Origin of the sequence: Variovorax sp. H27-G14, from assembly GCF_046156345.1 — a bacterium.
GTDB lineage: Bacteria > Pseudomonadota > Gammaproteobacteria > Burkholderiales > Burkholderiaceae_C > Variovorax.
This window is the reverse complement of record NZ_JAYLVN010000001.1, coordinates 756,680-782,806: the sequence shown is the minus strand read 5'-3', so window position 1 is coordinate 782,806 and position 26,127 is coordinate 756,680. Positions and strand designations below refer to the sequence as shown.

The following is a 26,127-nucleotide window of genomic DNA, read 5'->3' as shown; positions in this document are numbered from 1 at the left end:
CGGGGGGAGCAAGCAAGATGATTGATCGTCTGTACCGTTCGCGTCTTTTCAGGTTCGCCACCGGCCTCGTCGCTGGCGCCGCATTGCTGGCGGCCTGCACCCAGATGCCGCAGCAGGTTCTGCGCGACGAGCCGGCCCGCAGTGCCACGGCCAGCGCCGCGCCGGCCGCTCCCGCGCCGCAGCTCGGCACCCAGTGGGGCGAAGGCCTTGAGTCGAAGACCCGCGCGGTCGTCACCAAGCGCCTGTCCGCCCAGCCCGACGACGTGGCTTCGCTCGGCTACAACGAAGCCTCCGCCGTGCGCCGCGCCGTGGGTGCCAACCCCGAGCGGCGCCTGAGCATGATGCTGGCCGACGGTGACGTCGAATGGTCGGTGCTCGACGAAGAAGGCCGTGCTTTGCCGCTGCAGCGCGCGCGCCGTGGCGCGGGCCCCGACGACATGTTCCGCCTGGCCGGCGTCGAAGGCGCGCGCTACACGCTGCGCTTTCGCAACCTGAGCGAGCGCAGCTACGAGGTGATTGCCACCGTCGACGGGCTCGATGTGCTCAACGGCAAGCCCGGCAGCCTGCGCAGCGGCGGCTACGTGCTGCGCCCGCTGCAGGCACTCACCATCGAGGGCTTTCGCAAGAGCCAGAACGAGGTGGCCGCCTTTCGCTTTGCCGCGCCCGGCCGTGCCTACGCCGCCAACAGCGAAGCCGGCGACGTGCGCAACATCGGTGTGATTGGTGCCGCGCTGTTCGAACTGGAAGAGCGCGACGCACCGCGCCGCCAGCGCCGTGACGCCGCCCCGTCGCGGCCCAGCGCCTTCCCGGCCGATGGTGCCGACGGTGCCTACGCGCCACCACCGCGCTACCGAAAATGACCGCCCTGAAGCGCGTCGCCATCCTGCTGCTCGCCCTGGCCGCGGCCGCGGGTGCCCAGGCCATGAGCATCCGCGAGCTGCGCACGCTCGAGGCCGCCGAAAAAGACGGCAAGGCCTACGCCAGCTACTACCTGGTCGGCGTGCTCGAAGGCCTGCGCGAAGGCGTTGAATCGTCGCAGCGCGACGGGCACAAGCCCGTGTTCTGCGTCGAGGGCCGCCGCCTCGAACCCGCCATGGCGCGCTCGCTCTACCAGGGCGAGCTGACCCGCAACGCCGAGAGTTATGAAGCCGACATGCCCGTGCAACTGGTCATGGCCGGCGCTTTGAAAAACAGCTACCGCTGCACCCGATGACCGCTCCTGAATCTGCCCGCCTCCCGATCGACCGCATCCGCAACGACGTGCGGGCCATGCATGCCTACGCGGTGCAGGACGCGAGCGGCTTCATCAAGCTCGATGCCATGGAAAACCCCTTCGGCCTGCCGCCCGCGCTGCAGGCCGAGCTGGGTGCGCGGCTGGGCGCGTTGGCGCTCAACCGCTACCCGGGCGAGCGCGGCGCCGAGCTGCAACGCGCGCTGGCCGCGCACGCGCAAATGCCCGAAGGCTTTGCCCTGATGCTGGGCAACGGCTCCGACGAACTTATTTCCCTGCTCGACATTGCCTGCGACCAGCCTGGTGCCACCGTGCTGGCGCCGCTGCCCGGCTTCGTGATGTACGCCATGAGCGCCCAGCTGCAGGGCCTGCGCTTCGTGGGCGTGCCGCTCACGGCCGACTTCGAGCTGGACGAGGCCGCCATGCTGGCCACCATCGCGCGCGAGAAGCCCGCCATCGTCTACCTGGCCTATCCGAACAACCCGACCGCCAACCTCTGGGACGACGCCGTCATCGAAAAGATCGTGCTGGCCCAGGGCGCGCAGGGCGGCCTGGTGGTGATGGACGAGGCCTACCAGCCCTTTGCCGCCAGGAGCTACATCGACCGCCTGGCAAAACACGGCCACGTGCTGCTGATGCGCACGCTCAGCAAGTTCGGCCTGGCCGGCATTCGCCTGGGTTACCTGATGGGCCCGGCCGCGCTCGTTGCCGAAATCGACAAGGTGCGCCCGCCGTACAACATCAGCGTGCTCAACTGCGAGTGCGCGCTGTTCGCGCTGGAACATGCCGACGTGTTCGAGGCGCAGGCCCGCCAGATCCGCGAGGAGCGCGAGCGCCTCATGATGGGCCTGGGCCGTCTGCCCGGCGTGAAGACGTGGCCCAGCGACGCCAACATGGTGTTGCTGCGTGTGCCCGATGCCACCAAGACCTTCGAGGGCATGAAGGCGCGCGGGGTGCTGGTGAAGAACGTTTCTAAAATGCACGAACTGCTCGCGAACTGCCTGCGCCTCACCGTCGGAACGGCCGACGAAAATGCGCGCATGCTCGCGGCGCTCGAAGCCTCACTATGACCACCCCCACCCCTCAGGACAGCGGCGACCGCATCGCGTCCGTCACCCGCAACACCGCGGAAACCAAGATCACCGTCAGCGTCAACCTGGACGGCACCGGCAAGGCCAAGCTGTCGACTGGCATCGGTTTCTTCGACCACATGCTCGACCAGATTGCCCGTCACGGGCTCATCGACCTCGACATCGACTGCCAGGGCGACCTGCACATCGACGGCCACCACACGGTGGAAGACGTGGGCATCACCCTCGGCCAGGCCGTGGCCAAGGCCATTGGCGACAAGAAGGGCATTCGCCGCTACGGCCATGCCTACGTGCCGCTCGACGAAGCCCTGAGCCGCGTGGTCATCGACTTCTCGGGCCGCCCGGGCCTGGTGATGCATGTTCCGTTCACCAGCGGAATGATCGGCACCTTCGACAGCCAGCTCACCTACGAGTTCTTTCAGGGCTTCGTGAACCACGCGTTCGTCACGCTGCACATCGACAACCTCAAGGGCATCAATGCGCACCACCAGTGCGAAACGGTGTTCAAGGCCTTCGCGCGTGCGATGCGCGGCGCGCTCGAGCTCGACCCGCGCTCGGTCGGGGTGATTCCGTCGACCAAGGGTTCGCTCTGAAGCGCGCCGGCCAAAAGCTATGAAATCTGTAGCAGCAAACACCGTTGCCGTTGTCGACTACGGCATGGGCAACCTGCACTCCGTGGCGCAGGCCGTGCGCCATGCGGCCGACCAGGTCGGCGTGGAGGTGTTCGTCACCTCCGACCCCGACGTGGTGCGCAAGGCCACCCGCGTGGTGCTGCCGGGGCAAGGCGCCATGCCCGACTGCATGCGCGAACTGCGCGACTCCGGCCTGCAGGAATCGGTGCTCGAAGCAGCGGCCAGCAAGCCGCTGTTCGGCGTGTGCGTGGGCATGCAGATGATGCTGTCGCGCAGCCACGAAGGCCCGACCGACGGCCTGGGCCTCATTCCGGGCGAGGTCGTCAAGTTCGACCTGGCCGGTCGCCTGCAGCCCGACGGCAGCCGCTTCAAGGTGCCGCAGATGGGCTGGAACCAGGTGCGCCAGGCCCAGCCCCACCCCGTGTGGGCGGGCGTGCCCGACCAGAGCTACTTCTATTTTGTGCACAGCTTCTACGCCTCCCCGGTCGACCCGAAGCACAGCGTGGGCGAAGCAGATTACGGCGGGAGCTTTACCGCAGCCATTGCACGCGATAACATTTTTGCCACCCAGTTCCACCCAGAGAAGAGTGCGGACCACGGTTTGCAGCTGTACCGCAACTTCCTCCACTGGAATCCCTGAACCCATTTCACCGACCGGGCGGAATCTTTCTCAGCCCGGGCTCCGCACACTCGCGTCACTTCCATGCTCCTCATTCCCGCCATTGATCTCAAGGACGGCCACTGCGTTCGCCTCAAACAGGGCGACATGGACCAGTCCACCGTCTTCAGCGAAGACCCTGCCGCCATGGCCCGCAAGTGGGTCACGGCCGGCGCGCGCCGCCTGCACCTGGTCGACCTGAACGGCGCCTTCGCCGGCAAGCCGCAGAACCACGCGGCCATCAAGGCGATCCTGCAGGAAGTCGGCGACGACATTCCGGTGCAGCTTGGTGGCGGCATTCGCGACCTCGACACCATCGAGCGCTACATCGACGACGGCCTGCGCTACGTGATCATCGGCACCGCCGCGGTCAAGAACCCGGGCTTCCTGAAGGACGCCTGCAGCGCCTTCGGCGGCCACATCATCGTGGGCCTGGACGCCAAGGACGGCAAGGTCGCCACCGACGGCTGGAGCAAGCTCACGGGCCACGAGGTGGCCGACCTGGGCAAGAAGTTCGAGGACTACGGCGTCGAGTCGATCATCTACACCGACATTGGCCGCGACGGCATGCTCTCGGGCATCAACATCGAGGCCACCGTCAAGCTGGCCCGTGCGCTGAGCATTCCGGTGATTGCCTCGGGTGGCCTGTCGAACATGCTCGACATCGACCACCTCTGCGCGGTTGAGTCCGAAGGCATCGAAGGCGTGATCTGCGGGCGCGCCATTTATTCGGGCGACCTCGACTTTGCCGCGGCGCAAGCCCGCGCGGACGAACTGGGCGCCTGAGGGCAGGCGCTCTCAGTCGTCTTCAGGCGACTGATGGATGGCCAGCACGGCCAGAATCAAGCCGCCCAGCACAATGGCCGACAACAGCACCACCGCGGCCTGAACATAGAAACACATGACGCTCCGTGTGAGGCCCTCCCTGGGCCTGCTGGCGTCATTGGACTGGGCGCGCCTGACGGGCCGCTGAGCAACAAAACGCGTCGGGTGGCGGCAAGGGCCCTGCGGCCCGCTCTGCCCACCCTGTCTACTCGGCCTACTCCGCCTTCACCGACATCGTCTGGATGATCGTCTCCAGCTGCGCGCTCATCGGCAGGTCGATGCTCTCCCCGGTGGGCAGCTTGCGCAGGAACCAGCGCTTGTACTGCCGCTCCATCTCGCCGTCTTCGGCCAGCACCTGGAAGGCGTCGACGACCACCTTGTTGAGCTGCGCGTCGTCCTTGCGGTACATGATTCCGTAGGGGTCGTAGGAGAGAAAGTCGCCGACCACCTCGTAGCTCGCCTTGGCCGCGTCCTGGGCGATCAAGCCGTACAGCAGCACGTCGTCGGTGGCAAAGGCGTCGGCCTGGCCGCTCTTCACCAGCCCGAACGACTCCGCATGGTCGGGCGTCACCACCAGGTTGATGGCGAGCTTGAACTTCTCCGACAGCTCGCGCAGCGTTTTCTCGTTGGTGGTGCCGGCCGTCACGGCCACCTTCTTGCCGGCCAGGTCGCGGAACGACTTGATCGGCGAGCCCTTCTTCACCAGCACCTTGGTGCCCGAGACGAACATGGTCGGCGAGAAGGCCACGCGCTTCTGGCGCTCGAGGTTGCTGGTGGTGGAGCCGCACTCCAGGTCGACCTTGCCGCTGGCGACCGCATCGATGCGCGAGTCGGACGTTACCGGCACCCACTTGATGGCAAGGCTCTTGTTCACCGCGTCCTCGATGGACGTCACCAGCGAGCGGCAGAGTTCGATCGAATAGCCGATCGGCTCCTTGCGCGCATTGAGGTAAGAGAACGGCACCGACGACTCGCGGTAGCCCAGCGTGATGGTGCCGGTGGTGCGTGCCTTGGCCAGCGTGCCGGTGAGTTCCTGCGCCTGTGCCTGCGCTGGAACCACCAGCATGCAGGCGAAGGCCGCCAGCAGTGCCGCAAAAGCGGATGGCAGCGTGCCGATGCGCTTCATGGCGTGGCCTTTCACGCGTGCGCCGCGTGCGCCGGGTGGGCGAGGGTGGCGTTGGCTTCCTCGTCGATGGCCCGCGCGTTGATCTCCGCGTCGCCCTCGGAGAGCAACTCGCCCTCCCACTTGGCGACCACCGCGGTGGCAATGGAGTTGCCCACCGCATTGGTGGCCGAGCGGCCCATGTCCAGGAAGGTGTCCACGCCCAGAATCAGCAGCAGGCCGGCCTCGGGAATGTCGAAGTGGTTCAGCGTGGCGGCAATCACCACCAGCGAGGCGCGCGGCACGCCGGCCATGCCCTTGGAGGTGAGCATCAGGATCAGCAGCATCGTGACCTGCGTGCTGATCGGCATGTGGATGTTGTAGGCCTGCGCGATGAACAGCACGGCAAAGGTGCAGTACATCATCGAGCCGTCCAGATTGAACGAGTAGCCCATCGGCATCACGAAGCTGGAAATCTTGCGCTTCACGCCGAAACGGTCGAGCGCCTGCAGGATCTTCGGATACGCGGCCTCCGAACTGGCAGTGGCAAAGGACAGCAGAAAAGCTTCCTTGATAAGCACCAGCAGCTTGAACACGCGCGGCCCCAAAAACACGAAGCCCGCCAGCACCAGCACGCTCCACAGCAAGAAGAGGCCGAGGTAGAAGTCGCCCATGAACACGGCAAATTTCAGCAGGATGCTCAGGCCGTTGACCGCCACCGTGGCGGCCATGGCGGCCAGCACCGCGAGCGGCGCGAGCTTCATCACGTAGCCCGTGATCTTGAGCATGGCGTGCGAGAGCTCCTCGATGGCCGCCACCAGCGTCTTGGCCTTGTCGCCCAGCGAGGCCAGCGCCACGCCGAAGAACATCGAGAACACCACGATCTGCAGAATCTCGTTGTTGGCCATCGCCTCCACGAACGACTTGGGCACCGTGTGGCTCACAAAGTCTTTCAGCGTGAACTTGGAGGTGGCCAGGTTGGCAGAGGCGCCGATGTCGGGCAGCGGCAGGCCCAGGTTTTCGCCGGGCTTGAGCAGGTTGGCCATGATCAGGCCGATCACCAGCGACACCAGCGAGGCCGTCAGAAACCAGCCAATGGCCTTGCCGAACACGCGGCCGACCGACTTGGCGTCGCCCATGTGCGCAATGCCCACCACCAGCGTGGAGAACACCAGCGGGCCGATCAGCATCTTGATGAGGCGCAGGAACACGTCCGAAACAATGGAGACATAGTCCGCGATCTCTTTCGCGGCTTTCTTGTCGGGAAAGCTCGTGAAGATCATGTAGCCCACGATGATGCCCAGCACCATGGCGATCAGGATCCAGGCGGCCATCGGCAGCTTCTTCTTCATGCGTATCCCCTTGTCTGTGTGAGTGTGATTTTTGGAGTGCACGGGACCGGCTTGCATGCTGTGTTCACCGCAAGCGGTCACAGGGTATCCAAGAAGGCCCCGGACACGCAATGGCCCCCGATGCCAATTCCGTGCCACGCCGCGGGCGCTGCCTACAATTCTCGCCATGGAAATCACCCCGATCGAGTTTCGCGGCCAGCCCGCACTGCGTGCCACGGGTGCCGACGGCAGCACCCTCACGGTCGCGCTGCACGGTGCGCAAACGCTCTCCTGGACAGCGGCCGACGGGGTGGAAAGGCTCTACCTGAGCCCTTCGGCGGTGTTCGACGGCCAGACCGCCATTCGCGGCGGCGTGCCCATTTGCTGCCCCCAATTCAACCAGCGCGGCATGTTGCCCAAGCATGGATTCATGCGCAATCTGCCTTGGGTGCACGAGGCGGCGGACACGCCGCACACACTGCGCCTGGTGTTGCGCGACGCCGAGGCCACCCGCAAGCTCTGGCCGCACGCTTTTGAGGCGCGGCTGGAGGCCACCCTGTCCGCCGGCCAGTTGCGCACGTCGCTCACGCTGCGCAATACAGACACCGCGCCCTGGACCTTCACCGCGGCGCTGCACACCTACCTGCGCGTGGACGACATCGCCAATGTGCGGCTCGAAGGCCTGCAGGGTGCCAACCGATGGGATTCGCTGCGCGACGACCGGCATGTGGAAACCGCGGCGGCGTTGCATTTCGATGCAGAGTTCGACAGCGTGTATTCGGCTCCCGCGCAGCCGCTGCGGCTGGTGCAGCCCGGCGGCAAGCTCGAAATTTCGCAAAGCGCCAGCTGTAGCGAAACCGTGGTCTGGAACCCCGGCGCGGTGCTCGGTGCGAAACTCGCCGACATGCCCGCCGATGGTTTTCGCCACATGCTGTGCGTGGAGGCCGCCCGCATCGACGAGCCGGTGCTGCTTGCGCCCGGCGCCCAATGGCAGGGCTGGCAACAGCTTCGCGTGCTCTGAGTCATCCGGTTCTTCCCTGGTTCTTTTCCTGGTTCTTTCCCTGGTCCACCCCATGCTTGCCAAACGCATCATTCCCTGCCTCGACGTCACCGGCGGCCGTGTCGTCAAGGGTGTCAACTTTCTCGAACTGCGCGACGCGGGCGACCCGGTCGAAATTGCGGCGCGCTACAACGCGCAGGGCGCCGACGAGCTCACCTTTCTGGACATCACCGCCACCAGCGACGGGCGCGACCTGATCCTGCCGATCATCGAAGCCGTGGCCTCGCAGGTGTTCATTCCGCTGACCGTGGGCGGCGGCGTGCGCACCGTGGCCGACGTGCGCCGGCTGCTCAACGCGGGCGCCGACAAGACCAGCTTCAACTCGGCCGCCATTGCCGACCCGCGCGTGATCGACGACGCCTCGCAGAAGTACGGCTCGCAGTGCATCGTGGTCGCCATCGACGCCAAGCGCCGCAGCCCCGAAGACGCCGCCACGCGCGGCGCGGGCTGGGACGTGTACAGCCACGGCGGGCGCAAGAACACCGGGCTGGACGTGGTCGAGTGGGCCACCGAAATGGCGCGCCGCGGCGCCGGAGAGATCCTGCTGACCAGCATGGACCGCGACGGCACCAAGAGCGGCTTCGACCTGGAGCTGACCCGCGCGGTGAGCAATGCCATCAACGTGCCGGTGATCGCGTCGGGCGGCGTGGGCAGCCTGGACGACCTGGCCGACGGCATCCAGACCGGCGGCGCCGACGCGGTGCTGGCCGCCAGCATCTTTCACTACGGCGAGCACACCGTGGGCGAGGCCAAGGCCCGCATGGCCGCCCGGGGTATCCCGGTGCGCATCGACCAGTGAGCGCAGGTGCAGAGGCGTTCGAACGCCTCTCAAGGGTCTTTTTCTATCCCCGACAATACCGCCATGAATTGGCTCGATGAAGTGAAATGGGACGCGAACGGCCTGGTGCCGGTCATCGCGCAGGAGCAGGGCAGCAACGACGTGTTGATGTTCGCCTGGATGAACCGCGAGGCGCTCGAAAAGACCGCCGAGCTGGGCCGCGCGGTGTATTTCAGCCGCTCGCGCAACAAGCTCTGGTTCAAGGGCGAAGAGTCGGGCCATGTGCAGACCGTGCACGAGATCCGGCTCGATTGCGACAACGACGTGGTGCTGCTCAAGGTCACCCAGCTGGGCCACGCGCCCGGCATTGCCTGCCACACCGGGCGCCACAGCTGCTTCTTCAGCAAGTACGACAAGGGCCAGTGGACCGTGGTCGAGCCGGTCTTGAAAGACCCGGAGTCGATCTACAAATGACGACCCTCGTGACCCCCGTGACACACAACGCCTCCGACGCCCTCGCACGCCTGGCCGCGGTCATCGAAAGCCGCCTGCCCGCGCAGGGCGGCGACCCCGAAAAAAGCTACGTGGCGCGCCTGCTGCACAAGGGCCCCGACGCCTTTCTGAAGAAGATCGGCGAGGAAGCCACCGAGGTCGTGATGGCCGCCAAGGACGCCGACCACGGCGGCGACCGCTCGAAAATAGTGAACGAAGTGGCCGACCTGTGGTTCCACACCATGGTGGCGCTGGCGCACTACGGTTTCTCCCCGGCCGACGTCACCGCGGAGCTGGAGCGCCGCGAAGGCACCAGCGGCATCGAGGAAAAGGCGCTGCGCAAGGTGCACGCCCGCGAGGCGAGCGAAGCTGATTCATCCAACGATTGAAAGGACATCCGCCATGGCCAACGACATCGTGAACGTCGAACCCGACGACTCCCTCAAGACCTGGGGCTGGGTGAGCTATGTGCTGCACCTGATCGTGGCCATCGGTGCCGTGGTGCCGGGCGCGCAGGCCTCCGTGCTGCTGCTCCTGCTGGCGCTGGTGATCGACTTCGTGAAGCGCGACGACGCGGCCGGCACCTGGCAGGCCTCTCACTTCAGCTGGCGCATTCGCTCGGTGCTGTGGGCGGGGCTGCTGTACATCGTGACTTCGTGGCTCTGGCTGCTGTTCTTCATTCCGGGCTGGATTGCCTGGAGCCTGATCTCGCTGTGGTTCCTGTACCGGATCGTGAAAGGCATGATCCGCATGAACGACAGCCGCCCCATGGAACCCAAAGATGTCATCTGACCCGAACTGCGTCTTCTGCAAAATCATCGAAGGCAAGATCCCGTCGCGCAAGGTCTACGAAGACGACGACCTGTTCGCTTTTCATGACATCGCGCCCTGGGCGCCGGTGCATTTCATGATGGTGCCCAAAAAGCACATCGCCTCCATGGCACAGCTCACGCCCGAAGATTCGGCGCTCATGGGCAAGATCATGACGCTGGCTCCCAGGCTGGCGCTGGAGCAGGGCTGCAAGCCTTATCCGGAGGGCGGCTTTCGGGTCGTCATCAATACGGGCAACGAGGGTGGGCAGGAGGTTCACCATCTCCATGTCCATGTCATGGGCGGTCCCCGTCCATGGCTTCGCGGCTGAGCACGCTTAAGCCAAACTGTCACATTTCGCCCGTTTAAAATCGGACACATTCTTAGGAGTTCTCCATGGGTTCTTTTTCCATCTGGCACTGGCTGATCGTGCTGCTCGTCGTGGTCATGATCTTCGGCACCAAGAAGCTTCGCAACATGGGCTCCGACCTTGGCGGCGCCGTCAAGGGCTTCAAGGACGGCATGAAAGACGGCAGCGCCGACGCGCCCGCCGGCACCTCGGGCCCGGCCCAGCAAGTGACCGGCCAGCCGGCCAACAGCGACAAGTCGACCATCGACGTCGAAGCGCGTCAGAAGTCCTGAGCGCGGACCGCACGTGTTCGACCTCGGTATCGAGAAGCTGGCGCTGATCGGCGTGGTGGCGCTGATCGTCATCGGGCCTGAAAAGCTGCCGCGCGTGGCGCGCACCGTGGGCACCTTGCTGGGCAAGGCGCAGCGCTACGTGAACGACGTCAAGTCCGAAGTCAACCGCTCCATGGAGCTCGACGAGCTCCGCAAGATGAAGACCACCGTGGAGGATGCGGCCCGCGACGTGGAGCACAGCATCCACACGGGGGCGAGCGACTTCGAGAAGCAATTCAGCGGTTCCTCCGGCGAAACGCTTTCGGCGCTGGCCGAACCCGAGCCACCGCCGCCGCCCGAATACAGGCACCCGCGCAAGAACTGGCGCCTGAAGCAGGGCGCCACACCGCAGTGGTACAAGTCGCGCAACGGCGTGCGCACCAAGGCGCTGTCGGGTGCGGCCCGCGTGGCGCGGTTCCGCCCGCACACGATCAACAAGATCACCTAGCGCACCCCACTACCGCGTACAACTCGCGTACACCTTCGCGTCTTCCACTCGCGTTTCACACTCGCGTGTTTCGCGCGCCGTACGCCGGCCGACGTCACGCTATCTTCTTTCCCCATGGCCGATTCCGACACCAAGAACAACGACAAAGAAGACGAGCTGGCGGGCACCGAACAGCCGTTCGTGGCTCACCTGGTCGAGCTGCGCGACCGCCTGCTCTACTGCGTGTATGGCCTGGTGATCGCGGGCATTCTGCTGTCCATCTGGCCGGGCCCGGGCGGGCTGATCGACATCATTGCGATGCCGATCAAGGCGCACATGCCGCACGACGCCAAGCTCATCGCCATTGGCGTGTTCTCGCCGTTCTTCGTGCCGCTGAAGGTGCTGATGATGGCCGCCGTGCTGCTGGCGCTGCCCTGGCTCATGTACCAGGCGTGGATGTTCGTGGCGCCCGGGCTCTACAGCCATGAGAAGAAGTTTGCGCTGCCGCTGATCTTCTTCGGCAGCCTGCTGGCCTATGCCGGCATTGCCTTCGTGCAGCTGTTCGTGCTGGACAAGATGTTCAGCTTCATTCAGCGCTTCGCGCCCGCGGCGGTGCAGGCCACGCCCGACATTTCGTCTTACGTCGAGGCCATTTTGTCGCTGTACATCGCCTTCGGCGTGGCGTTCCAGGTGCCGATCGTGGTGATGCTGCTGGTGCGCTTCAACATGGTGACCATCGAGAAGCTGAAGTCCTTCCGCGGCTACTTCATCGTGGTCGCGTTCGTCGTGGCCGCCGTGCTGACGCCGCCCGACGTGGTGTCGCAGCTGGCACTGGCCGTGCCCATGTGCGTGCTGTACGAGGTCGGCATTCTGGGTGCCAAGTACTTCGCCAGCTCGGCCAAGAAGTCGGAAGACGAAGAAGAAAGCGCCGACTCAGCCTCCAGCTGATCCCGCGCCGGGGCTCGCCGCAGGCGAACCCCCCTGACCGCCGAACCTATTCAGGTTGGGTTGGCGCCTGCCGCACCGGGCTTTTAGGCCGCAGCCCCGGCATCACATCCAACTCCATCTTGTCGCTGCCCCGCTGCAGCGCGAACCTTGCGGTGCTGCCCGGCTTCAGGCCGGCCACCGCGGTCAGCAGCGCCTGCACGTTGTCGGTCTTCTTCTCGCCCACCGCGGTGATCACGTCACCCGGGCGAATGCCGGCCTTGGCGGCCGGGCCGTTCTGCAGCACGCCGGTGATGATCACGCCCGCGTCAGCCTTCACGCCAAAAGTCTCGGCCAGCTCCGGCGACAGGTCGCTCGGCTCCACGCCGATCCAGCCGCGGCGCACCTGGCCCTCCTTCACGATCCCTTCCAGCACGATCTTGGCCATCGACACCGGAATGGCAAAGCCAATGCCCATGCTGCCGCCCGAGCGCGAATAGATCGCGGTATTGATGCCCTGCAGGTTGCCGTTCACGTCGATCAGCGCGCCACCCGAGTTGCCCGGGTTGATGGCCGCGTCGGTCTGGATGAAGTTCTCGAAGTTGTTGATGCCCAGCTGGTTGCGCCCCAGCGCCGACACAATGCCGCTGGTCACCGTCTGGCCCACGCCAAAGGGGTTGCCGATGGCCAGCACCTGGTCGCCCACCTGCAGCGCGTCGGAGTCGCCCAGAACAATCACCGGCAGCTTGTCGAGCTCGATCTTCAGCACCGCCAGGTCGGTGTCGGGGTCGGTGCCGATCACCTTGCCGCGCGCATGGCGGCTGTCGTTGAGCGTCACCTCGATCTCGTCGGCGCCCTCCACCACGTGGTTGTTGGTGAGGATGTAGCCGTCGGGGCTCACGATCACGCCGCTGCCCAGGCCCACCTGGGGCTGGTCGTCCTGGTCGCCGAAGAAGAAGCGAAACCACGGATCGTTGCTGCGCGGATGGCGCTGCGCGGCCTTGCTGGTGTTGATGCTCACCACCGCCGGCGAGGCCTTCTTGGCCGGCACGCTCAGGCTGCCCGGCATGCCGGGCGACGGCAGCGCGGGGGCACCGGCGGGCGCCTCGACGATCGACACCACACCGCCCAGCGATGTCGCACGCTTGTTGAGCCACTCGGGCTTGAGCGTCGCAACGACGAAGTAGGCCGCGAGCAACACGGTCACGGCTTGGGCAAAGAGCAGCCAGGTGCGTTTCATGAAAGATTGGTGAAAAAGACGTTTGAAGGCTGCAAGGAGGCGCAGCAATGTTGCCAATTGTCCCTCAAGCGCAAAGTCCGGAAACCGCGCCGGGCGGTCGAAATGGGGCTGTTACGCGCGGTGGGCGGCCCTGCGATGCGAGACGGCCTGGCGCCCGAGGCCCACGCGGCGCGTGAAGGCGCAGCCAGGGCCGGCGCGACAATGTCGCGATGAGCACCACCCGCCATGAACTGCTGCACGCATTCGACCTGCTGCTGGCCCCCGCCCGCTTCAAGGACTACGGACCCAACGGCCTGCAGGTCGAAGGGCGCACCACGGTGCGCAAGATCGTCTCGGGCGTCACGGCCAGCCGCGCGCTGATAGAGGCGGCCATCCACGCCGAGGCCGACGCCATCTTCGTGCACCACGGCCTGTTCTGGCGCGGCCAGAGCGGCTGCATCACCGGCTGGATGAAGCAGCGCCTGGGCCTGCTGCTGGGCGCCGACGTCAACCTGTTCGCCTACCACCTGCCGCTGGACGCGCACCCCGAGCTGGGCAACAACGCGCAACTGGGCCTGCAACTGGGGCTCGTGGCCCATGCGGGCGCGGGCGGGCGCTTCGGCGAACAAGAGTTGGGCTTTGTGGGAACGCGGGCCGATGGCGAAGCCTTTGCCGATGCGCAGGCACTGGCCACGCACGTCGAAGCCGTGCTGAAAAGGCCGGTCACCCTCGTCGACACCGCGCAGCGCCCCCTCAAGAACATCGCGTGGTGCACGGGCGGCGCGCAGGGCTACTTCGAGGCCGCCATCGCGGCCGGCGCCGACGCCTTCATCACCGGCGAAATCTCCGAGCCGCAGGCCCACTACGCGCGCGAGATGGGCGTGGCCTACCTGGCCTGCGGGCACCACGCCACCGAGCGCTACGGCGCGCAGGCCGTGGCCGCGCATGTGGCGGCGCAGCTGGGGTTGGTGCATGAGTTCATCGATATCGACAACCCGGCATGAGCACCATGACAGCCATGAATGAGGCCATTGCCATCACCCTGGGCGACCCCGCCGGCATCAGCCCCGAGATCATCGCCAAGGCCTTCCGCGACGCACCCGACGCCACGCGGGGCGCCTTCGTTGCGGGCGACGTGGGCACCATGCGGCAGGCCTCGCAGGCCTTGGCCGCCCCCGGCCGGCTGGCCTGGCCCGTGCTGCAGATCGACACCGTCGCCCAGGCCGCCACCGTGCCACCGGGCTGCATCCCCGTGCTGCAGGTGATTGCGCCGCCCTCGCACATCGAACAAGGCCAGGTCAGCGCCGAGGCCGGCCGCGTGGCGGGCGACTGCGTGGTGTGGGCTGCGCGCGCCGCGTTGCGCGGAGAAATTGCCGCCATCGTGACCGCGCCGCTGCACAAGGAGGCGCTGTCGGCCGCGGGCTTTCCGTACCCCGGCCACACCGAGCTGCTGCAGGCCGAGGCCGCCGCCCACCTGGGGCGCAGCGTGGCCGACGTGCCGGTGCGCATGATGCTGGCCAACGACGAGCTGCGCACCGTGCTCGTCAGCATCCACATGTCGCTGCGCCATGCCATCGAGGCCGTGCACTTCGAGGGCGTGCTCCAGACGCTGCGCATCACTCACCGCGCGCTGACCCATGCGCTGGGCCGCGTGCCGCGCATCGGCGTGGCGGGGCTCAACCCGCATGCGGGGGAGGGCGGGCTCTTCGGCTCCGAGGAGCGCGACATCATTGCGCCGGCCATCGAGGCCGCGCGCGCCGAAGGCATCGACGCCAGCGGCCCCTACGCGCCCGACACCGTCTTCATGCGCGCGCGCGCCAAGCACGGCGTGGCGTCCAGCGGAGAGTTCGACGTGGTGGTGGCCATGTACCACGACCAGGGGCTCATTCCGGTCAAGTACCTGGGCGTGGACAAGGGCGTGAACGTCACGCTGGGGCTGCCGCTGGTGCGCACCAGCCCCGACCACGGCACCGCGTTCGACATTGCGGGCCGGGGCGTGGCCGATGCGGCCAGCTTGGTGGAGGCGCTGCGCATGGCCAGGGCGCTGAAAGGCGCCTGAAGACAGCTTGAAAGGCGCCTGAACAGCGCCGACAAGAAACGCTCAGCCGCGTTGCTTGAGGCTGTCGCGAATCTCGCGCAGCAGCACCACGTCTTCGGGCGTGGCGGGGGCGGCGGCCGGCACGGCCTCGTCCTTGCGCTTGAGGCGGTTGATCTGCTTGACCATCATGAAGATGATGAAAGCCAGAATCACGAAGTTGACCGCAATGGTGATGAAGTTGCCATAGGCCAGCACCGGCACGCCAGCCTTCTTCAGGTCCGCCAGCGTGTTGGCCACGCCGGGTGGCGCCGTGCCCAGCACCACATAGAGGTTGGAGAAGTCGAGCCGGCCGAACACCAGGCCCACGATGGGCATGATGATGTCGGCCACGAGCGAGTCGACGATCTTGCCGAACGCGGCACCAATGATCACGCCCACCGCGAGGTCGATCACATTGCCCTTGACGGCAAATTCCTTGAATTCACTGAGGATGCTCATGATTCGGACGGCTGCTTGAGCTCTTGTGTTGGAGGAGCGGCAAGTATGCATCCGGTTCGCAGCTGCACGGCAGGTTTGCTGAAGCTGACCTTGCCCCTGCAAAACGTACCCCTTGCTGAGTGTTTTAATTCAAGCAAGGAGAACGGAAACGACGAAGACGACGAGGGCGCGCTACACGCTCGAATTCAAGCAGGAGGCGGTGAGGCTGGTCGACGGTGGCTAGAGCATCGCGGCGGCGGCGCGCACATTGGGCGTTGTCGAACAGACCTTGTTCAACTGGGGCAAGGCGCAACGCGAAGGCAAGCTCACCGGCGCTGACAGCAAGCCCGTGAGCGCTGAGCAGATGGAGATCAGCCGGCTGCGTGCCGAGCTGGCCCGGGTAAAGATGGAGCGCGACATCCTGGAAAAAGCGACGGCGTACTTCGCGAAAGCGCAGCGGTGAACTACGCCTTTGTTCAACGCCACCGCCGGGTGTGGCCGATCTCGGCGCAATGCCGGGTGCTGCGAATCAGCATGGCGGGGTGCCACGAGCACTTGGCTCGCAGGGCCTGCGGTGCCCAGCGGCGCCACCTGAGTGACGATGCCTTGCTGGTGCACATCAAGGCCATCCACGCCCAGACGAGGGGCAGCTACGGCTGGCCGCGTATCTGGAAAGAGTTGCTGGCCCGAGAAGTCAGAGTGCGCAAGTAGCGAGTTCAAAAGCTCATGCAGCTGCATGGCATCCGCGCCCGAGGCAAGCGCCGCTTCAAGGTCACCACAGACAGTCGCCACGACCTGCCGATCTCGCCCAACGTGCTGAACCGCGAGTTCACCGAGAGCGAGCCTGACCAGGTCTAGGTGGGCGACATCACCTACATCGCGACAGACGAGGGCTGGCTGTTCCTGGCGGTGGTGATCGACCTGTTCAGCCGTCAAGTGGTGGGCTGGTCGCTGCGCGAGGACAGGACGCGAGACATCGTGATCGACGCGCTGCGCATGGCGTGGTTCAAGCGTCATCCTGCCAAGCAGGCAAGGTTGATCTTCCATAGCGACAGGGGCAGTCAATACGCCAGTCATGACTTCAGGGCGGCACTCGCCGAATACGGCATTACCAGTTCGATGAGCCGCAAGGGCAACTCCCGGGACAACGCCTGCAGCGAGACACTGTTCGGCTCCTTGAAGGTGGAGTGGCTGCACGGCCAGCGCTTGAAGACCAGGCGTGAGGCGAAGGATGAAACCATTGCATGGCTGCTCTGGTACAACCGCGCTCGATTGCACTCGACGCTGGCCTACGTCAGCCCGATGCAGTTCGAGCAGGACTGGCATGCCAATCAACCAAGGCAAGCCAATTCATGAGCTCAGCTATGGGGTACGGATTCCAGGGGCAAGGTCAAGCCTAGCTGTGATGTCTCAATAGGTTGTTCACCCGAATGGGTCTGGGAAACTGGAGTTACCACGCTTCAGAGTCACAGAGGAATCCCACCGGATGAACAGCCTGTTAGCGCCGGTGCAATCGAGATCAGCGGGGGGTGCGGACAAAAACATGGACCGGTTTATGCCGCAAGTCCAAGGCTCACTCGGTACTCGATAAGGCTCAGTGAGCCAAGGGAGATCTTGATCCGCTTCTCGTTGTACCAGCGGATGTACGAGTCGACCGCTTCGATGAATTGCTCAATGGAGGCGTTCTTCCAGTCCCGAGGATAAAACATCTCGTTCTTCAGCCGACCGAAGAAGCCTTCACAAGCTGCGTTGTCAGGTGAACATGCCTTGCGAGACATCGAGCGGGTGAACTTCGCGTCGCTCATTCTTGATAGCGAACCTGGCCAGCGGTAGTGGTCGCCCCGATCGGAGTGAACCACGGGCCGGTCAGTAGTTTCGGCCACTGTTTCGATGGCTGCATCCAGCATCGTGTTGACCAACTCGGCGTCCTGACTGGTCCCAATGGTCCAGCTGACGACCATTCCATCGAAGCAGTCGATGATGGGCGAGAGGTATACCTTGCCAGCCGGGATCTGGAACTCCGTGATGTCCGTGAGCTATTTCTCGTTGGGGACTGCGGCCTGGAAGTCGCGATTGATGAGGTTCTCGGGCGCTGGACTGATCTCGCCAAGATATGACGCATACCTGCGCTTTCTGGGCTTTGAAACAACCAAGCTTTCCTGCTTCATCAACCGCTGCACGACCTTCTCGGAGATCGCGACATCATGCCTGATGAGCGAAGCTTGCAGCCTGCGGTAACCATAGCAGCGGTGGTTCGACTCAAAGATGTCGGTGATGGATTGCCGCACCTCCAGGTACTTGTCGCCCACCGCCGCGCGTGCCCGATGGTAGAAGTACGAACTACGCGCAAGAATGAGCGACGCGAAGTTCACCCGCTCGATGTCTCGCAAGGCATGTTCACCTGACAACGCAGCTTGTGAAGGCTTCTTCGGTCGGCTGAAGAACGAGATGTTTTATCCTCGGGACTGGAAGAACGCCTCCATTGAGCAATTCATCGAAGCGGTCGACTCGTACATCCGCTGGTACAACGAGAAGCGGATCAAGATCTCCCTTGGCTCACTGAGCCTTATCGAGTACCGGGTGAGCATTGGACTTGCGGCATAAACCGGTCCATGTTTTTATCCGCACCCCCCTAACAGTTCTGGCCACCCTTCGACCAACCGCGCCGCCTCTTGCTTGAACTCCAGCGTGTAGCGCGCTCTCTTCGTCTTCGTCATTTACGTTCTCCTTGCTTGAATTGAAACGCTCAGCAAGGGGTACGTCTTTTCGGGGGCAAGATCAAACTGTACGCGTAGCATAGCTCCGCCTAGGGTGAAGGGAAACTCTGCCTGAATCCGGGTTGTGCAACAGCGCCATCAAGCTTGGCAAACGCGTAAGGACTTGCAGCATAAACCAGCCCAGGTTTTTATCTGCACCCTGTTCAGGGTCAGAGGACGGTGGAATTCAACACACGCTTGAAAAGCTGTGCTAGATAATGCTCAAGGCCGACCTGCGTCACAATGAGAGCGATTATTCGTTCTAGTAAAGAGCACCTCCATCATTGAGGTGCGTCATTGCTTGACATCTGCTGCTCCTCTAGCCAGCATGAAAGACGATCTAAGTCAGGGACTTCGCAGAGTTGCCATGTTCTAGATTTGATTGTCTCCGCAGACCAATCCCACCAGCGCAGCTTGGACAAAATGTCACGAACATTGGGATCAAAGCGAAACTGAATATGCCGAGCGGGATTTCCACCCACAATTTCGTATGACGCTACATTTTTGACGACGTGTGAATTTGCAGCAACGACGGCGCCGTCGCCGATAATGACGCCCGACATGATGGTGCAACCATGCCCAATCCAGACATCGTGACCGATGGACACGTTACCGCGTGTCGCGGGGTGGCCAGGAATACCTAGCCCGTCAAATTCAGCGGTGAAAATATGCCCGAATGGAAATGTCGTAATCCAGTCGGTCCGATGATTTCCGCCTAGAAAAACTGTGATCTCAGAAGCGAGAGAGCAAAAACTGCCTATTGTCAAAGTCGCCGCTTCGCCCCATTGCCGGAGGATCAAATTCTCAGCGCCATAGGTGAACCGCCCCACCGTTAAAGCAACCGGCGCAGACGCGGTTTTGGTCTCTTGCTCTCCTATTTTTCTGGCTGCGAGGCGGCGCACGAAATAATTTTCGCTATCAATAGACATACAGCGTTGAGTAGGAACTTATTGCGAATATTCGTCCAAGAATTCGCGGATCGTAAGTTGGTTTCGGGGAGTTGCGTCAAACAAAATCTTCTGAACCTCGCCGCTGATGCACGTAGTTCGGCGGCGGACTTCAATATTGGCCGACACTTTTTCATAGGTCGCAAGTTTGCCCTCCGATAGCGTGCTGTCCGACCAAATGGAATTGCTATTGTCTGTCTTGAAGAAATAATCGCCGATAACATGCGGCAAAGCTTCAAAATCTGAACGCGCATATGCGCAGATACGAAGAAGCAAATCGTAGTCCTCCTCCCAAACCAGCGTGGTATCGAATTGCAGTAAGGCCGGAGGTATTTTTTTTCGGTCGATCAGGTATGAATGAATCGGACAGAAATTGGATTTGAACAAATCCAGAAGTCCCTTCCCTGAAAACGGGGCTTCAACGTGATCCGATACACGCACAAAATCATCGTAGACATCAGCTTTGACTGTTCGAACAGTGGCAAATGCAATGGCAGCTTCGCTTGCACGCAAGCGCGCGAGCAACAGTGCATAAGCTTCTGGAAATAAGGTATCGTCATAGTCGAGAAATGCGACATAGCGCCCGGTCGCAGCATTCAAACCGAGATTCAGCAACTCGGTACGTGAATCGCGTGGGGTCGCCGCTTCCCAATTCACGATATGCAACTCTGGCGCATCCTGTCCCTCGAGCATCGGGGCGACGATCTCGCTGATCTTGGCCATATCGTGGGTCGAAAAGCGTTGGGTTGCCAGAATGATCCTCAGTGGCCGATGGTGTTGTCCAACCAAGGAAAAAATGGCTCGCTCCAGTTCGAGGATGCGGCTGCTATCGTGAATGCGGACGATGCAGTCAATCTGGGAATCAATCATCAGAGGTCCAGCGTGGCGGCGCAAAAACAAAATGGTGCCCGAAATCCGCAACACTGCGCCAGTCGGAAGGGACGAGTTCCGGCGTGTCGGAGGGAATTGCAAAATTCTGGGCCTGCATCTCGCCCAGAATCCAGGCGTCAAAAGCGTTCGGAGCATCCCATTTGCGCGCTAATCTGAGCCCGGATTCATGAATCATTGCAAGTGTTGCGCGACTCGTCTTGCGGTTGGTGACCGAATGCAAGAACAACGCGCTTGGGCATGTTTTGAGCACAAATCCCGCAGCTTTTGCGCGCCACGAGAGGTCCACATCCTCGCAATACATGAAAAATCCCTCATCGAAACCACCCAGCACCTCGAACCCTTGCCTTGAAATAGCTAGACACCCGCCAGAGACCCATGGCGTGTCGAAGCTGAAGGCATCGTACGGCTTCGGGTGCTCCCGTGGAAATTGAATCGCCTCCACCAACGCGCGATCACCACACGCATTCATCATGTGCATGAGCGCAACGATCGCCTTGTGATGAAGCAACCCATCGGGGTTCACCGCAACATAGTGCGTGGCACCTCCAGCGAACGCCAGTGCCATCAGGCGGTTGTGCGCCGCGCCGAACCCGACGTTTCCAGCCGTCGGCACGGACTGCACTGTCCCGTCGTGGGGCAAAGCACTTGCACTCGACGCGCCGTTGTCGAGAACCAGAACGCTTCCGTTTTCGCCGAACGTTGCAAGTGCCTTCTGCGCCGCTTCCACGGCTCGACGCACCTCCGGGACTGGATTGTTGTAAGTGACGATGCCAACGCTCACAGCGCTGAACCGCGGCATGGCCGTCGATAAAAGTCCCAAAGCCCGTCGCTGGATCGATCGCACCAAGTCTGGTGTCGGTTTACTGAGAGGTGTCGGCATCGCGCCGCGCGGCCGTTCACCCCGAGGATCGAGCAGCTTGAAACAGTTTCGCTCGACCCATGACGACAGCGCCTGCGGGGTGGCTGCGCTCTCGATGCGCGGTGTACTGCCGTAGAACTCAGGCCGAGCGACCTTCAGCCAGTCGTATCCAGCATGCTCGCAGGCGAGAAAAACAAGCCGTTCGATGGCATGTGCCAACGTAGCGTCTTTTTGCCCTCCCTCGACGTCGAATTCTTCGATCTTCAGATCCAGCGCGAGCAGCGGCGCAAGGGCCTTCGACCTAGCCCAGAACATGGAGCCCGACGGAAAATCAAGCGGGTCGCTCGCATTGATGCTGAAACCCATCCGCCTCGCCAGCGCCTCGCTTTTGTCAAAATTGTCGCCCCAGTTCAGCCAATGCCGTAGTGGTTCGAAATGCTGCGCGGCGATGAGTCCGACGCGCGGTTGCGCGTCCATCACAGCCAAGATGCTGCACGCGGAGCTGCCGTCGCCGACCAGACTTTCAAGCATGAACTGCCGCCAAGGCGCTAAAACCGTCGCATGGTGCGACCGCTTGCCATGCAAGTGCAATACGTACTCATACCGCTCATAGACGTCCTTGAACGCCAGCAATTTCGGCGCCACGTCGCGCCCGCGATTGGGCACCACGCGGACCTCGACCGACCCTTTGTTCCAGCCTTCGAAACAGGTGCGAATCAGATGAGCCTTGAACTCACTGCAAGTCGAAATGAAAAGATCGACTCCTTCAGGAATGCCTTCAAGATAGTTTCGAAACTCCTGTGCCAATTCTTCGTAATACAGATGCACCATCGCAGCGATGCGAGGCTGCGCAGACGTCGCAGGCACGGCCCAGGTCAGGGGAATGGCCAGACTGGCGTCCAAACGGAGGTCGCGCGCAACCTCATGGGGGTGAGGTGGTGCTAGCGCCGCTGCCGGCGCAGCTTCGATCCTGTCCTGGGTGAGCGGCCGTTCGATTTGCAGACGGCGGGCACTCCACTGCGCGCCGAGTTGCCCCTTCCGCATCCAATTCAACAATTTGGCTGCACGGCGCAGAGCGCCCCGCAAGCGCGGCATGCGCCCTAGCACGCGGCGCATCGGTGATGTCATCCGCCATGACGCACTGGCGCGCAAAAGACGGAGTTCGTGCGCCAACTGATCGACTTGGTGCTGCAGCGCGGGATCGACGATCGTCACAGTCTGGATGACCGGCGCGGTCTGGATGACAGGCGATGAGGCACGCGTTGCAAGGATCAGCGATACCAACGCATCGCGCGCATCGATCACGTCAACTGGCTCCAGTTCTGTGTGCGTTGCGCGCCTCAAGTCGTCCGTGCTCATAAATCGATCTGTCGGGTGAAAGGTGCGGCGCGTATCAACGAGGACGGTCCCGCTTGATCATGGCGCCGAGGGCGCGCAGCGGCGCGGTCACGCGCCAGGATGTGCTCGCCATAATGGCCTCCAGCTGCGCTCTCAAACCTGCACTCTCTGAAAGTCGTTGCTGATTTGTGCGGCCTAGCTCATCCAGCTGCGCCGTGAGCTGCAGTTCGCGCTGTCGCAAGGCAGCCGCCTGTTCACGCAAGGCCGTCTCAACATTTTGGAAAGCAAGCTCACGACTTTCAATATGCGCACCTGCCTGGCTGATCGCAACACGCAAATCGGTTGTTTCAGCCAGCCTGTCGGCTGCCATCCGTTGCTGGAATGCATCGAGCTCCTCGATGCGGTCATCGCGACGCGAAATTTCTGAGCGCAGTTCTCGAATGTCGCCGTCAAGGTGGGCGACCACTTCCCGAGCCGACGCAAGCTCGGTGTCGCGCCCGTCGATCTGGAGCTGAAGCTCGTTCATTTGGGATTGCCGCTCCAAACGCTCGCCCAACGTACGAAACAGTTTGCATGCGAAGCGCCACTCATGGCCCGGTTCTGCGCGCTCGGCAAGCGCGGCGATCTCACGCGGCACTTCACTTCCCACCAGCAAGACACCCAATCCATTGGAATGCTTGAAATTGAAACTCGGGTATTGCAAAGAAAGCTCAGACCAAAGCCGGTGCACGCCAAAATCTTCGCGGTAGACCTCGGTATCGTGAAATAGAACCACCCCCCGACCTGACAACTTTGGCAGCCATGATTCGAAATCGTGTCGCACCGCTTCATAAGTATGCAACCCGTCTATATGCAGCAAATCAACGGTGCCATCTTCAAACCGGTTCAATGCCTCATCGAACGTCATTCGGAGCATTGTCGAAAATTGACCATATAAAGGCTCGTGATAAGCCTTTAGTTTCGAAAAAATGCTGTCGTCGTAGGCACCAGCATGCTTGTCGCCCTCCCATGTATCGACGGCAAACGCACGCGTGTCGACAGCTTGTTCCAAGGCCGCCTGACAGAGGCCGTTGTAGGAGTTGCCCGTGTGCGTGCCAAGCTCCACCAGAATGCGTGGCCGCAGAGCGCCGACGACCCACGACGCGAAGGGGATATGACCGACCCATGAGCCCGGCCATACCAGGCGCGCAGGGCTCATCAGTGCCGCGTTGTTAAGCATTGCCATCGACGTAGCCTGTTCGATAAAAAAGCACCAATTCTACCTAGTCACAGGTGTTCCCCTGAGGAGAGTCGATGTGGTGTTTGGGAGACAGTCAATCTGCGTGCTCTGAAAAACGTGTAACGGCTGGTGCTGCATGTCAAAACGCTTGCCTATAATCGACTCGCCAAGCGGGAACGGGAAAGTTCCGTACCTGCTGGGAGATTCTGGCTAGCAAATGGAAACTCTGTAACCATAAGCATGCTGGTTCCAACTAACTTTTTATGTTCAAGGTTATCTAATGAAACCAACCAAAGTCGCAGTAGCGGTAGCCGCTCTGGCAGCAGTGCTTGTCGGTGGCGCAGTCCAAGCCGGTCAGTTCCAGACCAACTCCACGACCATCGCTCGTGAAGTGATCGTTACGGACGCGCAGCAGATCGTCGCTCCTCAAGTGAGCTACACGTTCTCCGGCCCGGTTCGCAACCCGACCCAAGACACGTTTTTCCAGATCCAGCTCAAGCTGACGAATGGCGGCACCTGGAACCCACCGGCTGGTGCTGGTTTCCCGCTGACCGCAGCTGGCGCAGGCAACGGTAACGTCGCGCTCGTCAACAACGCAGGTCTGGTGATTTCGACCGCTAGCGCCGTCCTGATCGACCCATCGACCATCAAGGCTACGTTCCGCGTGCCGAACGGCCCCGGTGAGAACAACGCTCGCGTGGTCTTCAATGCAGCAGGCACCTGGGCTGCTGCAGGCGCCGCACCAACGGCCGCGGCTGTTCAGCCCAACGTTGCTGACCTGATCAAGCTTAGCGGCCTGTTCACGGTCGCTGGCGCAGTCGTCGACTGCGACGTGGCTATCAAGAGCATGAACGGCGCTGTGGTTCAGTACCCCAACATCAGCGATCCGACGTACACCGCTACGTCGCCACTGAACGACAACCCAGCTTCGGAACACCTGTTCCCAGGCGCGCAGAATGCAGGCCCGGTTGCCAACTTCCCGACCAACCTGAAGGTCACGGGCACTCCTTCGGTGCCGGTGGCTGTGCAGGATTACTCGGCGTTGGGCAAACTGTTCAAGTACATCAGCGCTGCCGCCACGCCAAACGTGACGGCTACGGGCAAGACGGTCACGCTGGGTCAGGTTGCCTACACGGCCGGCGCCAGCGGCTACGACGCCAACCTGGCTAACGTTTACGGTTCGGTGCCTGCTGTTGTTACGGCTACAGCCAATACCAACGCGGGCCCTGTCGAACTGAAGGACTTCCTCGTCTCGGCAACCGGCTCCTTTGCTGCGACCGGCAGGCTGTGGCTGAGCAATGCTGCTTGCGCTGACGGCGGCTACGCTACTGGTGCTGTCCCTTCGGCTGCAGGCGTTGCCAACGCAACCTACACGACGGCATTCGCTGCAGGTACGCCTCTGTTCGTTTGCTACGGCGTGGACGGCACCTCGGTGATCCCGACCGCTTCGTTCGCTGCTGTGCAAGTGCTTGAGAAGGCACCTGACGGTTTGGCTGCCACGGCAACCACGCGCTTCCAAGAGCAAAACAACTCTTGCCCAGCGACCTATGTGGTCGGTGGTGGCATTCGCATCGACGTGCGTAACTACGCCAGCTTCGCCAAGTTCGGCACGACCGGCCCGGCCAGCTCTGTTCGTATCATCAACAACAGCGAAACGGCAACGGCCGACCTGTACGCCCAGATGATCTACGCAGACGGCACCTACGGCGCCTTCGGCCGCCTGCCAGATCTGGCACCGCGCGCTGTTGCTAACTACAGCAACCAGGCACTTGAAGCGCTGATGAAGACCGCAGCCGCAACCAGCAACCCGTTCGGCGCGAATGCGACCGGGTACGCAGCGACCGGTGGTGCAGCAGTGGTGGGTGGTGGTGTGGCCGGTGTGGGCGATCGCGTCCGCATCGTTTCCACCACTGGCACGACCCTGCGTGTTCAGAGCTACATTGCACTGAACAACACGGTGCTGAACGTGTCTGATGCTCAAGGCGTGGACTTCGAAGCCGCTGCGTCGCCGAACAACGGCCGCGCACCGACCGTGGATGCACAGCCAGCATCGCAAGACGCGATCAACGGCCTGGGCCGTTAATTCGAGTCATCGGAAACTCGCCGAAAGGCGAGGCTAAGAAAGAAAAAAGGGGCTTCGGCCCCTTTTTTTTTCTGATTTTCGTCAGGCCTGTTCGGGGCGATGCAAGTGCGTCGATCTTCGAACCACCGCAGTGGCTTCGCCGGGAGCCCGCGCGATTTCAACGTCAGGCGGTGGTCAGCACCACCTCTGGCGATACCCTGCACCCGTTGCCAGCGCGCGACAATTTGTGTGTTGACGCGCCGCCTTCTCTTCCATCGG

At 62.8% G+C, this 26,127-nt stretch carries 26 protein-coding genes and 3 pseudogenes; 20 read left to right on the top strand and 9 right to left on the bottom strand.

What is annotated here, in order from left to right:
- The first annotated feature begins 17 nt into the window (after window positions 1-17).
- From VLK31_RS03685 to hisA, 6 genes are all read left to right on the top strand, one after another.
- Window positions 18-860, top strand: a complete 843-nt coding sequence (locus VLK31_RS03685; RefSeq protein WP_409167008.1) for a hypothetical protein — start codon at window positions 18-20, stop codon at window positions 858-860.
- Window positions 857-1,213, top strand: a complete 357-nt coding sequence (locus tag VLK31_RS03680; RefSeq protein ID WP_409167007.1) for a hypothetical protein — start codon at window positions 857-859, stop codon at window positions 1,211-1,213. The genes VLK31_RS03685 and VLK31_RS03680 overlap by 4 nt, the downstream gene beginning before the upstream one ends.
- A complete protein-coding gene (gene hisC / locus VLK31_RS03675) occupies window positions 1,210-2,301 on the top strand; it encodes a histidinol-phosphate transaminase (protein ID WP_409167006.1) in 1,092 nt (363 codons plus the stop codon). Before VLK31_RS03680 ends, hisC begins: the two co-directional genes overlap by 4 nt.
- The gene (gene hisB / locus VLK31_RS03670; RefSeq protein ID WP_409167005.1) at window positions 2,298-2,915 is read left to right on the top strand and encodes an imidazoleglycerol-phosphate dehydratase HisB; all 618 of its coding nucleotides are present in this window, start codon (window positions 2,298-2,300) and stop codon (window positions 2,913-2,915) included. The genes hisC and hisB overlap by 4 nt, the downstream gene beginning before the upstream one ends.
- A 19-nt stretch (window positions 2,916-2,934) precedes the next feature.
- A complete protein-coding gene (gene hisH / locus VLK31_RS03665; protein ID WP_409167004.1) occupies window positions 2,935-3,594 on the top strand; it encodes an imidazole glycerol phosphate synthase subunit HisH in 660 nt (219 codons plus the stop codon).
- Between the two features lie 63 nt (window positions 3,595-3,657).
- Entirely contained in the window at window positions 3,658-4,398 is a 741-nt protein-coding gene (hisA, locus tag VLK31_RS03660; protein ID WP_409167003.1) for a 1-(5-phosphoribosyl)-5-[(5-phosphoribosylamino)methylideneamino]imidazole-4-carboxamide isomerase, read from the top strand.
- Between the two features lie 253 nt (window positions 4,399-4,651).
- Here hisA and VLK31_RS03655 read toward each other — a convergent pair whose 3' ends face one another.
- Both VLK31_RS03655 and VLK31_RS03650 read right to left on the bottom strand, forming a co-directional pair.
- Window positions 4,652-5,503, bottom strand: a complete 852-nt coding sequence (locus tag VLK31_RS03655) for an amino acid ABC transporter substrate-binding protein (RefSeq protein WP_409167357.1) — start codon at window positions 5,501-5,503, stop codon at window positions 4,652-4,654.
- 71 nt (window positions 5,504-5,574) lie between these two features.
- A complete protein-coding gene (locus VLK31_RS03650; protein WP_409167002.1) occupies window positions 5,575-6,891 on the bottom strand; it encodes a dicarboxylate/amino acid:cation symporter in 1,317 nt (438 codons plus the stop codon).
- Between the two features lie 166 nt (window positions 6,892-7,057).
- On the opposite strand from VLK31_RS03650, the gene VLK31_RS03645 reads away from it, so the two are divergent.
- The 9 genes from VLK31_RS03645 to tatC all read left to right on the top strand — a co-directional run bounded on the left by VLK31_RS03645 (window position 7,058) and on the right by tatC (window position 12,066).
- The gene (locus VLK31_RS03645) at window positions 7,058-7,891 is read left to right on the top strand and encodes a D-hexose-6-phosphate mutarotase (protein WP_409167001.1); all 834 of its coding nucleotides are present in this window, start codon (window positions 7,058-7,060) and stop codon (window positions 7,889-7,891) included.
- A gap of 52 nt (window positions 7,892-7,943) precedes the next feature.
- Entirely contained in the window at window positions 7,944-8,729 is a 786-nt protein-coding gene (hisF, locus tag VLK31_RS03640) for an imidazole glycerol phosphate synthase subunit HisF (RefSeq protein ID WP_409167000.1), read from the top strand.
- 63 nt (window positions 8,730-8,792) lie between these two features.
- Window positions 8,793-9,182 carry a phosphoribosyl-AMP cyclohydrolase gene (gene hisI, locus VLK31_RS03635; RefSeq protein ID WP_409166999.1) on the top strand — a complete coding sequence of 130 codons (390 nt, stop codon included), beginning with the start codon at window positions 8,793-8,795 and terminating at the stop codon, window positions 9,180-9,182.
- Window positions 9,179-9,589, top strand: a complete 411-nt coding sequence (locus tag VLK31_RS03630; RefSeq protein WP_409166998.1) for a phosphoribosyl-ATP diphosphatase — start codon at window positions 9,179-9,181, stop codon at window positions 9,587-9,589. Before hisI ends, VLK31_RS03630 begins: the two co-directional genes overlap by 4 nt.
- A 13-nt stretch (window positions 9,590-9,602) precedes the next feature.
- Entirely contained in the window at window positions 9,603-9,992 is a 390-nt protein-coding gene (locus VLK31_RS03625; RefSeq protein ID WP_409166997.1) for a DUF4870 family protein, read from the top strand.
- Window positions 9,982-10,341: a histidine triad nucleotide-binding protein gene (locus VLK31_RS03620; RefSeq protein WP_409166996.1), complete on the top strand. Its 360-nt coding sequence runs from the start codon at window positions 9,982-9,984 to the stop codon at window positions 10,339-10,341. Before VLK31_RS03625 ends, VLK31_RS03620 begins: the two co-directional genes overlap by 11 nt.
- 65 nt (window positions 10,342-10,406) lie before the next feature.
- The gene (gene tatA, locus VLK31_RS03615; RefSeq protein WP_409166995.1) at window positions 10,407-10,652 is read left to right on the top strand and encodes a Sec-independent protein translocase subunit TatA; all 246 of its coding nucleotides are present in this window, start codon (window positions 10,407-10,409) and stop codon (window positions 10,650-10,652) included.
- Window positions 10,653-10,665: 13 nt separating this feature from the next.
- A complete protein-coding gene (gene tatB / locus VLK31_RS03610; RefSeq protein WP_409166994.1) occupies window positions 10,666-11,139 on the top strand; it encodes a Sec-independent protein translocase protein TatB in 474 nt (157 codons plus the stop codon).
- A gap of 114 nt (window positions 11,140-11,253) precedes the next feature.
- Window positions 11,254-12,066 carry a twin-arginine translocase subunit TatC gene (gene tatC, locus VLK31_RS03605; protein WP_409166993.1) on the top strand — a complete coding sequence of 271 codons (813 nt, stop codon included), beginning with the start codon at window positions 11,254-11,256 and terminating at the stop codon, window positions 12,064-12,066.
- A gap of 46 nt (window positions 12,067-12,112) precedes the next feature.
- Here the strand turns inward: tatC and VLK31_RS03600 are convergent, their stop codons facing one another.
- Window positions 12,113-13,282: a trypsin-like peptidase domain-containing protein gene (locus VLK31_RS03600; protein WP_409166992.1), complete on the bottom strand. Its 1,170-nt coding sequence runs from the start codon at window positions 13,280-13,282 to the stop codon at window positions 12,113-12,115.
- 209 nt (window positions 13,283-13,491) lie between these two features.
- Here VLK31_RS03600 and VLK31_RS03595 point away from each other — a divergent pair, with 209 nt between their 5' ends.
- Window positions 13,492-14,265 (top strand): Nif3-like dinuclear metal center hexameric protein, encoded by a 774-nt coding sequence (locus tag VLK31_RS03595; protein WP_409166991.1) that lies wholly within the window; start codon window positions 13,492-13,494, stop codon window positions 14,263-14,265.
- Between the two features lie 14 nt (window positions 14,266-14,279).
- Window positions 14,280-15,320 carry a 4-hydroxythreonine-4-phosphate dehydrogenase PdxA gene (pdxA, locus tag VLK31_RS03590; RefSeq protein ID WP_409167356.1) on the top strand — a complete coding sequence of 347 codons (1,041 nt, stop codon included), beginning with the start codon at window positions 14,280-14,282 and terminating at the stop codon, window positions 15,318-15,320.
- A 42-nt stretch (window positions 15,321-15,362) separates the two neighbouring features.
- Here pdxA and mscL read toward each other — a convergent pair whose 3' ends face one another.
- Complete coding sequence (gene mscL, locus VLK31_RS03585; RefSeq protein WP_409166990.1) at window positions 15,363-15,797, bottom strand: large conductance mechanosensitive channel protein MscL; 435 nt, start codon at window positions 15,795-15,797, stop codon at window positions 15,363-15,365.
- A gap of 226 nt (window positions 15,798-16,023) precedes the next feature.
- On the opposite strand from mscL, the pseudogene VLK31_RS03580 reads away from it, so the two are divergent.
- Window positions 16,024-17,132, top strand: a pseudogene (locus VLK31_RS03580) (IS3 family transposase).
- Window positions 17,133-17,329: 197 nt separating this feature from the next.
- Here VLK31_RS03580 and VLK31_RS03575 read toward each other — a convergent pair.
- Window positions 17,330-18,136: pseudogene (locus VLK31_RS03575) on the bottom strand (IS3 family transposase); the annotation flags it as partial.
- Between VLK31_RS03575 and VLK31_RS03570 the strand changes: the two are divergent.
- Window positions 18,126-18,380: pseudogene (locus VLK31_RS03570) on the top strand (IS3 family transposase); the annotation flags it as partial. The pseudogenes VLK31_RS03575 and VLK31_RS03570 sit on opposite strands and share 11 nt — an antisense overlap.
- 433 nt (window positions 18,381-18,813) lie before the next feature.
- Here the strand turns inward: VLK31_RS03570 and VLK31_RS03565 are convergent.
- From VLK31_RS03565 to VLK31_RS03550, 4 genes are read right to left on the bottom strand one after another with little or no spacing between them, the layout of a single operon-like run.
- Window positions 18,814-19,461: a CatB-related O-acetyltransferase gene (locus tag VLK31_RS03565; protein WP_409166989.1), complete on the bottom strand. Its 648-nt coding sequence runs from the start codon at window positions 19,459-19,461 to the stop codon at window positions 18,814-18,816.
- Between the two features lie 18 nt (window positions 19,462-19,479).
- Window positions 19,480-20,349 (bottom strand): glycosyltransferase family 2 protein, encoded by an 870-nt coding sequence (locus tag VLK31_RS03560; RefSeq protein WP_409166988.1) that lies wholly within the window; start codon window positions 20,347-20,349, stop codon window positions 19,480-19,482.
- Entirely contained in the window at window positions 20,342-22,588 is a 2,247-nt protein-coding gene (locus tag VLK31_RS03555) for a rhamnan synthesis F family protein (RefSeq protein ID WP_409166987.1), read from the bottom strand. Before VLK31_RS03555 ends, VLK31_RS03560 begins: the two co-directional genes overlap by 8 nt.
- A 34-nt stretch (window positions 22,589-22,622) precedes the next feature.
- Window positions 22,623-23,792: a class I SAM-dependent methyltransferase gene (locus VLK31_RS03550; protein ID WP_409166986.1), complete on the bottom strand. Its 1,170-nt coding sequence runs from the start codon at window positions 23,790-23,792 to the stop codon at window positions 22,623-22,625.
- 274 nt (window positions 23,793-24,066) lie between these two features.
- On the opposite strand from VLK31_RS03550, the gene VLK31_RS03545 reads away from it, so the two are divergent.
- Entirely contained in the window at window positions 24,067-25,869 is a 1,803-nt protein-coding gene (locus VLK31_RS03545) for a hypothetical protein (RefSeq protein WP_409166985.1), read from the top strand.
- Window positions 25,870-26,127: the final 258 nt, after the last annotated feature.

Coding starts and splice junctions, on each gene's coding strand:
- VLK31_RS03680 (WP_409167007.1), top strand. CDS start 857: ATGACCGCCCTGAAGCGCGTCGCCATCCTGCTGCTCGCCCTGGCCGCG.
- VLK31_RS03550 (WP_409166986.1), bottom strand. CDS start 23,792: ATGGCAATGCTTAACAACGCGGCACTGATGAGCCCTGCGCGCCTGGTA.
- hisH (WP_409167004.1), top strand. CDS start 2,935: ATGAAATCTGTAGCAGCAAACACCGTTGCCGTTGTCGACTACGGCATG.
- VLK31_RS03620 (WP_409166996.1), top strand. CDS start 9,982: ATGTCATCTGACCCGAACTGCGTCTTCTGCAAAATCATCGAAGGCAAG.
- VLK31_RS03650 (WP_409167002.1), bottom strand. CDS start 6,891: ATGAAGAAGAAGCTGCCGATGGCCGCCTGGATCCTGATCGCCATGGTG.
- VLK31_RS03545 (WP_409166985.1), top strand. CDS start 24,067: ATGAAACCAACCAAAGTCGCAGTAGCGGTAGCCGCTCTGGCAGCAGTG.
- pdxA (WP_409167356.1), top strand. CDS start 14,280: ATGAATGAGGCCATTGCCATCACCCTGGGCGACCCCGCCGGCATCAGC.
- hisA (WP_409167003.1), top strand. CDS start 3,658: ATGCTCCTCATTCCCGCCATTGATCTCAAGGACGGCCACTGCGTTCGC.
- VLK31_RS03655 (WP_409167357.1), bottom strand. CDS start 5,503: ATGCTGGTGGTTCCAGCGCAGGCACAGGCGCAGGAACTCACCGGCACG.
- VLK31_RS03565 (WP_409166989.1), bottom strand. CDS start 19,461: ATGTCTATTGATAGCGAAAATTATTTCGTGCGCCGCCTCGCAGCCAGA.
- VLK31_RS03630 (WP_409166998.1), top strand. CDS start 9,179: ATGACGACCCTCGTGACCCCCGTGACACACAACGCCTCCGACGCCCTC.
- VLK31_RS03595 (WP_409166991.1), top strand. CDS start 13,492: ATGAGCACCACCCGCCATGAACTGCTGCACGCATTCGACCTGCTGCTG.
- hisB (WP_409167005.1), top strand. CDS start 2,298: ATGACCACCCCCACCCCTCAGGACAGCGGCGACCGCATCGCGTCCGTC.
- VLK31_RS03560 (WP_409166988.1), bottom strand. CDS start 20,349: ATGATTGATTCCCAGATTGACTGCATCGTCCGCATTCACGATAGCAGC.
- tatC (WP_409166993.1), top strand. CDS start 11,254: ATGGCCGATTCCGACACCAAGAACAACGACAAAGAAGACGAGCTGGCG.
- hisC (WP_409167006.1), top strand. CDS start 1,210: ATGACCGCTCCTGAATCTGCCCGCCTCCCGATCGACCGCATCCGCAAC.
- VLK31_RS03685 (WP_409167008.1), top strand. CDS start 18: ATGATTGATCGTCTGTACCGTTCGCGTCTTTTCAGGTTCGCCACCGGC.
- mscL (WP_409166990.1), bottom strand. CDS start 15,797: ATGAGCATCCTCAGTGAATTCAAGGAATTTGCCGTCAAGGGCAATGTG.
- VLK31_RS03555 (WP_409166987.1), bottom strand. CDS start 22,588: ATGAGCACGGACGACTTGAGGCGCGCAACGCACACAGAACTGGAGCCA.
- VLK31_RS03600 (WP_409166992.1), bottom strand. CDS start 13,282: ATGAAACGCACCTGGCTGCTCTTTGCCCAAGCCGTGACCGTGTTGCTC.
- hisF (WP_409167000.1), top strand. CDS start 7,944: ATGCTTGCCAAACGCATCATTCCCTGCCTCGACGTCACCGGCGGCCGT.
- tatA (WP_409166995.1), top strand. CDS start 10,407: ATGGGTTCTTTTTCCATCTGGCACTGGCTGATCGTGCTGCTCGTCGTG.
- VLK31_RS03625 (WP_409166997.1), top strand. CDS start 9,603: ATGGCCAACGACATCGTGAACGTCGAACCCGACGACTCCCTCAAGACC.
- hisI (WP_409166999.1), top strand. CDS start 8,793: ATGAATTGGCTCGATGAAGTGAAATGGGACGCGAACGGCCTGGTGCCG.
- VLK31_RS03645 (WP_409167001.1), top strand. CDS start 7,058: ATGGAAATCACCCCGATCGAGTTTCGCGGCCAGCCCGCACTGCGTGCC.